This is a genomic window from Streptomyces sp. NPDC008079, assembly GCF_042957385.1.
Classification (GTDB): domain Bacteria; phylum Actinomycetota; class Actinomycetes; order Streptomycetales; family Streptomycetaceae; genus Actinacidiphila.
In genome coordinates, this window is sequence record NZ_JBIBIC010000001.1 from 665,305 (window position 1) to 677,627 (window position 12,323).

General features: G+C 72.9%; 10 protein-coding genes and 1 CRISPR repeat array (1 of these 11 running past the window's edge). Of the genes, 9 read left to right on the forward strand and 1 reads right to left on the reverse strand.

The genetic code is table 11. The features are described from left to right. A CRISPR array of direct repeats spans positions 1-34; the repeat unit is 29 nt; unit sequence CTGCTCCCCGCGCCCGCGGGGCTGTTCCC; it begins 546 nt to the left of the window's first position. 545 nt (positions 35-579) lie between these two features. From ACFZAM_RS02780 to ACFZAM_RS02800, 5 genes are all read left to right on the forward strand, one after another. Further along, positions 580-885, forward strand: coding sequence for a hypothetical protein (locus ACFZAM_RS02780; protein ID WP_188281503.1), 306 nt, complete (start codon positions 580-582; stop codon positions 883-885). 148 nt (positions 886-1,033) lie between these two features. Further along, positions 1,034-2,197 (forward strand): PfkB family carbohydrate kinase, encoded by a 1,164-nt coding sequence (locus ACFZAM_RS02785; RefSeq protein WP_391042185.1) that lies wholly within the window; start codon positions 1,034-1,036, stop codon positions 2,195-2,197. A 90-nt stretch (positions 2,198-2,287) separates the two neighbouring features. After that, positions 2,288-3,340 carry an OB-fold domain-containing protein gene (locus ACFZAM_RS02790; RefSeq protein ID WP_391042187.1) on the forward strand — a complete coding sequence of 351 codons (1,053 nt, stop codon included), beginning with the start codon at positions 2,288-2,290 and terminating at the stop codon, positions 3,338-3,340. Then, the gene (locus ACFZAM_RS02795) at positions 3,337-3,738 is read left to right on the forward strand and encodes a MaoC/PaaZ C-terminal domain-containing protein (RefSeq protein WP_391042189.1); all 402 of its coding nucleotides are present in this window, start codon (positions 3,337-3,339) and stop codon (positions 3,736-3,738) included. Before ACFZAM_RS02790 ends, ACFZAM_RS02795 begins: the two co-directional genes overlap by 4 nt. Further along, positions 3,735-4,928, forward strand: coding sequence for a lipid-transfer protein (locus ACFZAM_RS02800; RefSeq protein ID WP_391042191.1), 1,194 nt, complete (start codon positions 3,735-3,737; stop codon positions 4,926-4,928). The genes ACFZAM_RS02795 and ACFZAM_RS02800 overlap by 4 nt, the downstream gene beginning before the upstream one ends. Positions 4,929-5,073: 145 nt before the next feature. Here ACFZAM_RS02800 and ACFZAM_RS02805 read toward each other — a convergent pair whose 3' ends face one another. Further along, the gene (locus tag ACFZAM_RS02805; RefSeq protein ID WP_355336556.1) at positions 5,074-5,373 is read right to left on the reverse strand and encodes a hypothetical protein; all 300 of its coding nucleotides are present in this window, start codon (positions 5,371-5,373) and stop codon (positions 5,074-5,076) included. A gap of 376 nt (positions 5,374-5,749) precedes the next feature. Between ACFZAM_RS02805 and ACFZAM_RS02810 the strand changes: the two genes are divergently transcribed. The 4 genes from ACFZAM_RS02810 to ACFZAM_RS02825 all read left to right on the forward strand — a co-directional run bounded on the left by ACFZAM_RS02810 (position 5,750) and on the right by ACFZAM_RS02825 (position 11,995). Continuing rightward, positions 5,750-6,895, forward strand: a complete 1,146-nt coding sequence (locus tag ACFZAM_RS02810; protein ID WP_391042196.1) for a glycoside hydrolase domain-containing protein — start codon at positions 5,750-5,752, stop codon at positions 6,893-6,895. Positions 6,896-7,453: 558 nt separating this feature from the next. Next, positions 7,454-7,978 carry a SigE family RNA polymerase sigma factor gene (locus ACFZAM_RS02815; protein ID WP_391042198.1) on the forward strand — a complete coding sequence of 175 codons (525 nt, stop codon included), beginning with the start codon at positions 7,454-7,456 and terminating at the stop codon, positions 7,976-7,978. A 203-nt stretch (positions 7,979-8,181) separates the two neighbouring features. Next, the gene (locus ACFZAM_RS02820; protein WP_355336553.1) at positions 8,182-9,831 is read left to right on the forward strand and encodes a long-chain fatty acid--CoA ligase; all 1,650 of its coding nucleotides are present in this window, start codon (positions 8,182-8,184) and stop codon (positions 9,829-9,831) included. A 250-nt stretch (positions 9,832-10,081) separates the two neighbouring features. Then, positions 10,082-11,995, forward strand: a complete 1,914-nt coding sequence (locus ACFZAM_RS02825) for a hypothetical protein (RefSeq protein ID WP_391042201.1) — start codon at positions 10,082-10,084, stop codon at positions 11,993-11,995. Positions 11,996-12,323: the final 328 nt, after the last annotated feature.

Below are 12,323 nucleotides of genomic sequence, written 5' to 3' on the forward strand. Positions count from 1 at the left end.
CCGTCCTGCTCCCCGCGCCCGCGGGGCTGTTCCCGCCCTCCAGCGGATCAACCCAGGCACTTCGTAGGAAGGAAGCGGGGCGAGTCTGTATGGCCGAGCGGTTTTGAAGGCCGTCGTGGCAGCGATGTCACCGTGGGTTCAAATCCCACAGCCTCCGCGGTAGGTAGTGAACATGCAGGTGGGGTCGGGTCTCGATGCGATCGGGAGCCGGCCCCACTTTTTGTGTGTCCGTCGCGCTCCCTGTGTCGTCGGTTTCCGGTGGTGACCGGAAAATGGCTGAAAAGGGGCAGGAACGTTTTGGCGCTTGGGGGGACTGGGGGGTGGAGGGGGTGGGGGGTGCGGGTGGTGGAAAGGTGGGGGATGGGGGGTTTGTCGACAGATCGTCACGCTTGCGGGGGAAAAGAGGGGGAGGGGCGGGTTCGGGAGGGGTGGGGTGGGCAACTCTGGTCTCGGCGACGCCGCTCGAAGAAGCAAGACGGCACCGCGGTCGGCCAACCGCGGTGCTCCGGATCGGACCGGGCTTCCACAAGTCCGGACAGTTCAACTAGTCCCGCAACATGTCCCCTTGGAGGGAACACCATGGCAAGCATCCGTACCGTCCGTGCCCTGGCCGCCGTTGCCGCACTGCCGCTGGCGGCCGTGCTGTTCGCCGGCACGGCCTCGGCAGACGACGGCGCGTTCGCGGGTGGCCACTCGAACGCGACGGTGGTGAGCAACTCCGGCGGCAACGTGGGGGGTGGCAACTTCGGCAATGTGACGACGACGCAGCAGGCGGCCACCGGGGCCGGGGCGTCGAACCAGAACAACACGGCGAGCGTGGCCGGTTCCGGCTTCACCGCCATCCACCAGGACAACGTCAGCATCCACTTCTCACAGCTCTGGTGACCCGCGCCGCGGGTTCGGCGGCGGCGTGAGGGGGCGCCCCGCCACTCCTGACCGGTGACGCGTACGCGCGGCGGCACGCCATGTGCCGCCGCGCGCACGCGTTCCACGGCAGGATGATCGAAGCGGGGAACGGCGAGGACGGTGAACGGTGGGCAGGAGTACGGCGGACGGCGTGACGCTGCTGGTGGTGGGGTCGGCCAACGCGGACCTGGTGGTCAGGGTCGACCGCCATCCCGCGCCCGGCGAGACGGTGCTCGGTACGTCGGGCGTGGCCGTGCACGCGGGCGGCAAGGGGGCCAACCAGGCCGTCGCAGCGGGCCGGTTGGGCGCGCGGGTGGGTTTCTGCGGGCGGGTCGGGGCGGACGCGTACGGGGAACGGCTCACCGCCGAACTGCGGTCCGCCGCCGTGGACACGACCGCGCTCGGCACCGAGAAGACGGTGCCCACCGGCATCGCGCTCATCACGGTCGCGGCCGACGGCGAGAACGCGATCGTGGTCGTACCGGGCGCCAACACCGCGCTCACGGCGGCCGAAGTGACCGCCGCGGTCGGGCCGGCCGTGCGCGTGGTGTCCGCGCAGTGCGAGGTCCCGATGGACGCGGTACGGGCCGCCGCCCGCGCGGCCGAGCGGCACGGCGCCCGCCTGGTGCTCAACCCCTCACCGCCCGAAGCCGTCAGGGACGATGCCGAGTCGGGTCAACTCCTGTCCTGCGCAGACCCGTTGGTGGTCAACGAGCACGAGATGCGCGTCCTGCTCGGCGCGGCTTCCGCCGCAGAGGCCGACCCGCATGACCTGCTCCGGCTCGGTGTCCGGTCCGCCGTCGTGACCTTGGGCGGCGCGGGCGTGACCGTCGTCGAGCGCCAGGACGTAAGCGAGGACGTAAGCGGGGGCGTACGCGAAGACGTGAGCGGGGACGTGCGTGCGGGCGTACGCGAAAACGTACGCGCGGACGCGGAGCCGCCCCGGGGGCGTACGACGCGGCTGCCCGCCGTCCCGGTCGAGGTGGTCGACACGACCGGTGCGGGTGACGCCTTCACCGGGGCGCTGGCCTGGCGGCTGGCGGAGGGGGACGGGCTGGTCGAGGCGGCGGGCTGGGCGGTACGCGTCGGGGCGGCGGCGGTCGGCGAATCCGGCGCCCAACTTTCGTCCACAGCCTGTGGAAAACTTCTGGCCGAGAGTGAGGGAGGTCGCGGGCCGGGCGGAAAACCCGCACAAGTCTCCGCCCCCGCCGCTGTCCCCGGACCCGCCTTCGACCCCGACCCCGCCTCCGGGCCCGCCCCCGATCCCGGCACGGAAGAGCCCCCGGCCTGAACCCGCCACCCCCGCACGCCCATTGACAACAGCCGCCCTCCCGACCGAATCTGACGGACAGTCAGATTGTCGAGGGAGGGCGGCGCCGCCATGGACGGATCGGACGGAACGGCAGAAAACGACCCGCTCCACGCCGAGTTGCGCCGCTACGAAGGCACCCCGGCCGCCACTGGCGGCATCGGCAAGGACCCCGTCAACGCCCCGATGATCCGCCACTGGTGCGAAGCCCTCGGCCACCCCGTACCCCCCGACGGCACCGCGCCCGCCACCATGCTCCAGGTGTGGACGATGGGCGGGCTGTCCGGCCACGAAGGACGCACTCCCGGCTACGACGACCTGCTCGGACGGCTGGACGAGGCCGGTTACGCGGCCGTCGTGGCGACCGACTGCGAGCAGGAGTACGTGGCACCGCTGCGGCCGGGTCAGCGGGTCACCTTCGACGCGGTCGTCGAATCCGTCTCGCCGCGCAAGTCCACCAAGCTCGGGGCCGGTTACTTCGTCACCACCCGCACCGAGGTCCGCGCCGACGGCGCCCTCGCGGGCACCCACCGCTTCCGCATCCTCAAGTACGCACCCGTGCAGGCAACTTCGGCGCGGGAGCCGGCCCCCGCTCCCGCCCCCGCACGTACGAAGTCCGCGACCCGCCCCCGCCCGGTCGTCAACCGCGACAACGCCGCTTACTGGCAGGCCATCCGCGAGGACCGCCGACTCCTCATCCAGCGCTGTACCGCCTGCGGCACCCTGCGCCTGCCGTGGCTCCCCGGCTGCAACGCCTGCGGCTCCCCCGACTGGGACACCGTTCCCGCCTCCGGCACCGGCACCGTCTTCTCGTACGTGGTGATGCACCACCCGCCGTTCCCGGCCTTCGATCCGCCGTACGCGGTCGCGCTCGTCGAACTGGCCGAGGGCGTAAGGCTGTTGGGGAACGTCATCGGCGTCCCGTACGACAAGGTCCGGATCGGCGCGCCCGTCCTGCTCGACTTCCTGGACGCGGACGACGACCTCACCGTGCCGGCCTTCCGCCCCGTCGACACGGAACCCGCCGATAGGGGACCTGCCGATACGGGACCTCTCGACGCGGGACCCGCCGACACGGAACCCTCCAGTACGGTCACCACCCCTGAAGCGGAGGCCCCCGCATGACCGCCGTCGGCGACACCCTCCCGCCCCGCCGTATCGACGTCACCCACACCCTCGTCGTCGCCGGGGCGCTGGCCACGCGCGACTTCCAGGACGTGCACCACGACCCCGAACTCGCCCGCGCCAAAGGCTCTCCCGACATCTTCATGAACATCCTCACCACCAACGGCCTGGTCGGCGGTTACGTGGCCGCGCACTTCGGCCCGGACGCGGTGACGACGGCGGTACGCATCCGGCTCGGCGCGCCCAACTACCCCGGAGACACGATGGAGTTGACGGGTACGGTCACGGCAGTCGCGGACCGGACGGCGACCGTCGAGGTGGTGGGCGTGAACGCGCTCGGCCGGCACGTCACCGGCACGGTCACCGTGCAGATCCCGCAACTCCCGGAGGCGTCATGAGTGTTCGGCGGCGGGACGCGCTCGGCGGGCGGGCGGCCGTCGTCGGGATCGGGGCGACGGAGTTCTCGAAGGACTCCGGGCGCAGTGAGTTGACGCTGGCCGTCGAGGCGGTGCGGGCGGCGCTGGACGACGCGGGGCTGACGCCCGGGGACGTCGACGGCATGGTGACGTTCACCATGGACACCAGCCCCGAGATCACGGTGGCGCAGGCGGCCGGAATCGGCGAGCTGTCCTTCTTCTCGCGCGTGCACTACGGCGGCGGCGCGGCGTGCGCGACGGTGCAGCAGGCCGCGATGGCGGTGGCGACCGGGATCGCGGAGGTGGTGGTCTGCTACCGGGCCTTCAACGAACGCTCCGGCCGCCGGTTCGGCTCCGGCGTCCTCGGGCGCGAGCCGTCGGCGGAAGGGGCGGCGCTCGGCGTCAACCTGCCCCCCGGTCTGCTCACCCCCGCCTCATGGGTGGCAATGTCGGCAAACCGATATTTGTCCGTCTACGGACTGGAACCGTCGGTTTTCGGCCATGTCGCGGTCGCCGACCGCAGGCACGCGGCGAACAACCCGGCCGCGTACTTCCACGGCCGCCCGATCACCCTCGCCGACCACGCGGCCTCGCGCTGGATCGTCGAGCCGCTGCGGCTGCTCGACTGCTGCCAGGAGACCGACGGCGGCCAGGCGATCGTCGTCACCTCCGCGGAGCGCGCCCGCGACCTGCGGCACGCACCCGCCGTCGTCACGGCCGCCGCGCAGGGCGCGGGGCGCGCGCAGGAGCAGATGACCAGCTACTACCGGGACGCCGACGACCTCGCCCGGCTGCCCGAAATGGGCGTGGTGGCACGGCAGTTGTGGCGCACGAGCGGCCTCGGTCCGGCCGTCGTCGACGTGGCGGTGCTCTACGACCACTTCACGCCGTTCGTGCTCATGCAGTTGGAGGAGTTCGGCTTCTGCGGTCCCGGCGAGGCGGCGGACTTCGCCGCGGACGGCGGCCTGGAGATCGACGGCCGCCTCCCGGTCAACACCCACGGCGGCCAGCTCGGGGAAGCGTATCTGCACGGCATGAACGGCATCGCGGAAGCCGTCCGCCAGGTACGCGGCAGCAGCGTCAACCAGGTCGCCTCCGTCGGCCACACCCTCGTCACGGCCGGCACCGGCGTCCCCACCTCGGGCCTGATCCTGTCGGCGGACGGGGCCTGAGGCGGGCGCGGGGTTCCGAAGGCCCGAAGGCCCGAAGGCCCGAAGGTCCGACGGTCCCGGGGCCCGGTGGGATCGGGGTCCCGGACCCCCGGAGGGAAGGGCGGCGGCCGACCGGCCCAGGCCGTCGGCAGCCGCCGGAATCGTGTCAGGCCGTCGGAATCGCGCGCGTCGGGCAGTAGTCGGGATTCGGCGCGTTGAACCAGGCGTCGCCGCTGAACGCGTTGTACCGACAGGACAGCTCGGCGTGCGGGCTGTAGCTGCACACCAGCCAGCCCTGCCCGTACGTCCACACGTACAGACCGTGCGCGCCGTCGTTGAGGAAGTAGGGGCACATGTACGGGGTGGGCGGCGTCGACGCCTGAGCGGACGGGGCGGTGCCTGCGACAAGCCCTGCGGCGGCCAGCGCCACGGCGGCGCCCGCGGCGGCGATACGAGCACGGAGCACGAGAAGGTCCTCCCTACTGGGCCACGCGGTCGACGCCGAAGCGGCCCCGCTCGCGTGGGTGCAAATAGCGACGGGGTGACCGTAGCAATCCGACGCCATCATGCAAATAACCCACGTACTACGGTAATTTGCGTATCGGGGCCGCGTGTCGTCGGCGTATCCGAGTGCCGGGAAGCGCGCACGCGCAGCCGAGCGCGGTAGCGGGTCAGCAGGTCCGGGAGGGGGGGAGGGACGGCCCCGACCTCGGGTCCGGCGCCAGGCCCGGCGGAGCCGACGCGGCGGCAGTGCCCGCCGCCCGAGCGGTTCGGGGCCCGTACGGCCCGACCCGGCGGCGTGTCTCCGCCCGTGCGGGCCGCCCGCCACGTTGACTCGGCGAATGACCGAAACAAGTAGGTTTATCCGTTACGCGCACCGCGTGCGCCGTACGCGCCGCACTCGTTACGTCCTCGCCGCCGCGCTGACGCTGACCGGTCTGCTGTTTCCCGCCGTGTCGGCCGTCGCCGACAGCGATGTCCCGGCGGCCAGCGCGGGCCCCGCGAGCGCGGGGGCAGCGGCGGCCGACGGGCACATCGACCCCGTCGACAACAGGACGGACCCCGCCGGCTGGATCGCGGACGCCGAAGCCCAAGCCGCGGCCGCCGAAGCCCAGGCGTCGGACGACGGCCAAGCCTCGGACGACGGCCAGGTTCCGGACGGCGCCCAGGCTCCCGACGACGCCCAGGCCCCCGACGAGACCGGATTCCCCGGCACCGACGACGCGTCCGACGACGCCGCCACCTTCCCCGAGGACGCCGCCGTCGCCCCGCGCGTCTTCAAGGGTCGCGGCTTCGACACCTGCCAGGCCCCCGACCTCGCCACGATGCGCGCCTGGCGCGCCTCCTCCCCGTACCGCGCCGTCGGCATCTACTTCGGCGGCCGGGCCCGCGCCTGCAAGACGCAGCGCAATCTGACGAACAACTGGGTACAGCAGACCACCGCGGCGGGCTGGAGCCTGCTGCCGATCTACGTCGGTTCGCAGAGCCCCTGCGTAAGAGGGTCTAACAAGAACCCGTTCCGCATCGACCCCCAGCGGGCGACGGCCCAGGGCACGAGCGAGGGCGCGGACGCGGCGAAGGCCGCGGGCGCGCTCGGCATGAAGCGCGGCAGCGCGCTCTACCTCGACATGGAGGCGTACGACCTCAGGAAGGCGAGCTGCGCGAACGCGACGCTGTCCTTCGTGCGCGCCTGGGACCGCCAGGTGCGGGCGCGCGGTTATGTGCCCGGCTTCTACAGCAGCGCCGACTCCGGCATCGCGCACATGGAGAAGGCCCGCAGGGCGGGTACGTCCGACCTCCCGGGCGCCATTTGGTACGCCCGCTGGGGCGTCGCCCCCACCCTCACCGCCGAACCGGTCCTGCGCCCCTCCGCCTGGGCCTCGCACAGCCGTATCCACCAGTACACGGGCGCCGTCACCGAGACGCACGGCGGTCACAAGCTGTCGATCGACCGCGACCTGATCGACGCGCCGGTCGCCAAGCTCTGAGCGCCCGCTCCTGAGCGCCCACCTCCTGAGCGCCCCAGTCGTGAGCGCCCCCTGCTGAGCGCCCACTCCTGAGCACCGGTCCGGGGCCGGTCCGAGGCCGGTCCGAGCTTCCAGGACGCTCGGACCGCGCTGATGTACGACCACGGGCTGACGCCGAGGTCGTACGGGGCTGACCCGGGGATGACACCGGGACCGCCCCGGGGCGGACGTCAGGGCCGACCCCGGCGCGGCCCGTGGCGGCGACGGCCGCACGCGTACGGCGATGCCCCCCCCGCGTACGGTGACGGCCCCCGCGTACGGCGGCAGCCCGCACACGTAAAGCGGCGGTCCGCCCGCACGGCCACCGGGGCAGCGCCCGTACGGCGGCCACGGGCCCGCTCAGGGACCGTGTCCGCCCCACCGGACCCCGCTCTTCTCCGGAGGAACCCCTGCGGGACCCCGACCCCCGGCTCCCCCCTCGGGGGGTGGGGACAACCCCCGTCCTACGACCTGAGAGTGATCCCGCTTCGGCACCTGCGGCCGATCCGCCACGGGCATGTCGGCTCCTAACGTGAAGCCATGACCACGCCTGTGTGCACCAGCGCCAATACGACGCAGTTCACGGCCTACGTCCGGACCAAGGGCCCGACGCTGCTGCGCACCGCGCGCTCCCTGACCCCCAACCCTTCCGACGCCGAGGACCTGCTCCAGACCGCCCTGACCAAGACCTATCTCGCCTGGGACCGGATCGACGACCACCGGGCCGTCGACGGATACGTCCGCCGTACGCTCGTCAACACGCGCACCTCGCAGTGGCGCAAGCGCAAGGTCGACGAGTTCAGCACCGACGAGGTGCCGGAGCCCGCCGCGACCGGCGCCCCCGACATCACCGAGCAGCAGGCCCAGCGGGACGCGCTGCTCCGCGCGGTCGGACGGCTGCCGCCGCGCCAGCGGGCCATGGTCGTCCTGCGGTACTACGAGGACATGAGCGAGGTGCAGACGGCGGAGGCGCTGGGCGTCTCGGTCGGCACGGTGAAGAGCGCGGTCTCGCGCGCCCTATGCAAGCTGCGCGACGATCCGGAGCTGGAGCTGTGCGTCGCCTAGGGCCTGCCCGGGCCCTGAGGCGGGCGTCGCACACATCCCCACGACACGTGCCACGCCGTCCGGCGGGCCGCGCCCCGGTCCCCCCGACCGCCGCGCCGCCCGGAACGAACCGGCGGCAATACCGCGCGGGGTAGTGACGTACCGATCGGTATGCACGCAGAATCGCGAGGACATTACCCTCGCGTAGCCGCCGGAGGCCCCCTGTGCTGAGCACGATGCAGGACGTACCGCTGACCGTCACCCGCATCCTGGTCCATGGGACGCTGGTCCACGGAAAATCGCAGGTCACGACCTGGACCGGGGAGGGTGAGCCGCAGCGCCGCTCCTTCCGCGAGGTCGGTCTGCGCGCCGTCCGGCTCGCCAACGCGCTGCGTGACGGGCTCGGGGTCGCCGAGGGCGACCGGGTCGGGACCCTCATGTGGAACAACGCCGAGCACCTTGAGGCGTACTTCGCGATCCCCGCCATGGGCTCGATCCTGCACACCCTGAACCTCCGGCTGCCCGTCGAGCAGCTCACCTGGATCATCAACCACGCCGCCGACCGCGTGATCCTCGTCAACGGCTCGCTGCTCCCGCTGCTCGCGCCCCTGCTGCCGCGGCTCGACTCGGTCGAGCACGTCGTCGTGGTCGGCCCCGGCGACCGCTCGGTGCTGGACGGCGTACGTCCCTCCGTGCACGACTACGAGGAGCTGCTGGACGGGCGGCCGACCACGTACGCCTGGCCCGAGCTGGACGAACGCAGCGCCGCGGCCATGTGCTACACCTCCGGCACCACCGGCGACCCCAAGGGCGTCGTCTTCTCGCACCGGTCGATCTACCTGCACTCGATGCAGGTCAACTCCACCGAATCGATGGGGCTCAGCTCGCACGACACCTCGCTGCCCGTGGTGCCGATGTTCCACGTCAACGCGTGGGGGCTGCCGCACGCCGCCTTCATGTCCGGCATCAACCTGCTGATGCCGGACCGTTTCCTCCAGCCCGGCCCGCTGGCCGAGATGATCGAGAGCGAGCGCCCCACGCACGCCGCCGCCGTCCCCACCATCTGGCAGGGGCTGCTCGCCGAGCTGACCGCCAAGCCGCGCGACATCACCTCGCTCAAGCAGGTCACCATCGGCGGCTCGGCCTGCCCGCCCGCCCTGATGAAGGCGTTCGACGAGCAGCTCGGCGTACGCCTGTGCCACGCGTGGGGCATGACGGAGACGTCGCCGCTCGGCACGGTCGCGCAGCCGCCCGCCGGGGTCACCCCCGAGGAGGAGTGGGCCTACCGGATCACCCAGGGCCGCTTCCCCGCCTCCGTCGAGGCCCGGCTCATCGGCCCGGACGGCTCCGTCCAGCCGTGGGACGGCGAGTCCGCCGGTGAGCTGGAGGTGCGCGGGCCCTGGATCGCCGCCGCGTACTACGGCGGCGTCGGCGAGGAACCGGTGCGGCCCGAGGACAAGTTCAGCCCCGACGGGTGGCTGCGCACCGGTGACGTCGGCGTCATCTCGGACGACGGTTTCCTCACGCTCACCGACCGGTCCAAGGACGTCATCAAGTCCGGTGGTGAGTGGATCTCCTCCGTCGACCTGGAGAACCACCTCATGGCCCACCCGGACGTCGCCGAGGCCGCCGTCGTCGCCGTCCCCGACGAGCGTTGGGGCGAGCGCCCGCTCGCCACCGTCGTCCTGCGCGAGGGCGCCACCGCCGACTACGCCGCCCTGCACGACTTCCTCGCCGGGCGCGTCGCGCGCTGGCAGATCCCCGAGCGCTGGGCGATCGTTCCGGCGGTGCCGAAGACGAGCGTCGGTAAATTCGACAAGAAGGTCATCCGCAAGGCGTTCGCCGAGGGCGAGTTGGACGTCACGCAGCTCTGACGGTGTCCCGGCCGGGGGGTGGTGAGCCCCCGGAGTGCGACCGCTTGGCGACGGGCGGCTCCTACGAAGTGACCGTCCTTCGTACGCCTGTCGCCACGGCGGGCCGTGCCGCTTCGCAAACTTTCCCGGTTGCGCAATGATCAGGTAAAACGATCTGCTGGTGCGGCGGGAAGAGCCTGGTCGGCTCGGCGGACGCCGCTTTCGACGCGCCCTCGGCCAGGACGGACACGGGTACTCCCATGACGCACCGATGATCAGCGACGGCGGGTCCGAGGGTGTGCCTGACGGCGGGTCCGGCGGTGTGCGCGGAGACGTATCCGGAGACGTCTCCGACGACGTATACGACGGCGGGTCCGATGGCACGTCGTACGCCGGGGGCGCCGCGCGCCCGTGGCTCGCCGCCGACGCCCGCAGGTGGCGGGCGGCCGGGCCCAGGGCGGCGTGGGTGCGGCCGACGCTGCCCGCCGTGGTCTTGGTGGTCGCCGTGTTCGCCGCGGTCCTGATGAGTCCCGACCCCACCTGCACTCCGCAGGCGCCCTGCGGCGAGGAATGGGTGGACAAGACCGGCACGATGCTCTTCCTGCCCCACCTCGTGTGCCTGTTCTTCCTGCCGGAACTGGCCGTCCTGACCGCCCCGCTGCTCCTGCTCTACCTGGCCCGGCCCGGCCAGTGGGAGGGCGGGGCCGGCGAGAAGGTCGCGGCCGCGGTGGTCGTCGCCGCGCTGTGCTGGGGCTGGCTGGCCGTGGCGCAACGGCTGCGGGCCCGCCGCCGCCAGCGCGCCCTCATCGCGGAGGCCGCCGGGGGCGTCACCGCGTCCGCTCCCATGCCGGACGGCATCGAGCCGGGGCAGCGGGGCCTGTTCCGTCGGGTCGCCGGGCTGCTCATGTGCGCGGTGGGCGCCGCCCTGATCGTGACCGTCGTCGTACAGGACCGGGCCGATGACCGTACCGCGCGGGTAGCCGTGGCCCGGGACGTTCCCGTCGTCGCCTACAACCCGGACGACTACCTGCTCACGGTGCGCATGCCGGACGGCTCCCGTCACCGCTTCGACGTGGACGGCGACTACCGGGACGTCGGCACCGTGACCGTACTGCTCCACGGCGACTGGGTACGGCTGGCGGGCGAGCCGTACCTCGACGACCTGTCCCACTTCCTCCGCCAGGCCGGCGGCATGGCCCTCGTAGGGCTCGGCCTCGCCTCGGCGCTCTCGGGGCAGCTCGCCCGCCGCCGCGTGGTCGCCCTCCGGCGCGGCCCCGTACCGGTCCTCCGGGCGCGCGCCCGGACGAGGGCGGACGGTTTCACCGAGATATACGGCGCCGATGGCCTCGGGCTCGAGCCCGTGTTGCACTACGAGCCGTTTCCGCACGCCCGTTCCGGCGTACACGACGTCATCCTCTACGGCGCGCTCAGCGAGGACGGCGCCCTCGTCCTGACGTCCGCCGAGAGCGGCCCTGCCGCGAAGCCGTCCGTCGAGGTGTCCCTGTCCCCGATACGCGGCGGGCCGGCCGTCGACCACGGCGACGCGGGCTCGACGGCCGGGCGACGGGATGCCGGACACCGTCAGGCCGCCGAGATCGACGTCCAGCGGGCCCTCGGCACCGTGGTGGCCGCCGCCGGGCCGGTGCGCTGGCACGCGGGGCCTGTCGCGCGCTGCGTCGGTGCGGTCATGCTCGTGACCGGAGCCGGAGCGGTGACGTCCGCCGCCGTCGGCGACTGGCCCTGGTCGCGCGTGCTCTGGTTCTCCTTCGTGGCCCTCACCTGGTTCTACGGCGGCTGGCGCCTCATGACCTGGCAGATCACCGCGGACAGCGGCGGCCTGCGCGTCCGCGGCCTCCTGTCCTCCCGCGCCCGCCACATCCCCTGGGACGCGGTCGGCCATGCCCGCTACGGTCGCGGCGGCGCCCTGACCATCACGTGCGTCGAGGCCGACCCCGAGGGTTCCGGTGCCCCGGGTGGCTGGGACGGGGGTTCCGGTGCCCCGGGTGGCCCCGGCCGTCACCGTGGCCTCGGCGGTTCCGAGGAGATCTCTCTCGGCGTGGTCGGCTGGCCCTTCGCCGAACGCCTCCTCAAGCGGCCCGGCCGTGCCGCCGTCGCCGCCGCCGAGATCACCGCCATGATCCGCCAGCCTGGCCTCCGGCCCGGCCCTCCCGAACACCTTCCCTGACCCACGCCGCGTCTGCCCTGCCGGGGCGGGTCGTGACGTGCGCGCACGTCGTGGTTGAGCGCGCAGTTCCCCGCGCCCCTAAATGCCCGTGCCTGGCCCCCGGCCGAGAGACGGTGCGGGCCCGTCAGGGGCGCGGCCAGCCGCCACCGGGCTGCCCCGCTGGGGCGGGTGGTGACGTGCGCGCACGTCGTGGTTGAGCGCGCAGTTCCCCGCGCCCCTAAAAGCCCGTGCCTGGCCCCGGACGAAAGACGGTGCGCCCCGTCAGGGGCGCGGGGAACTGCGCGGGCAACCCACCACCGGCCGGTGGTCCGGGAACAGCCGATCTGCC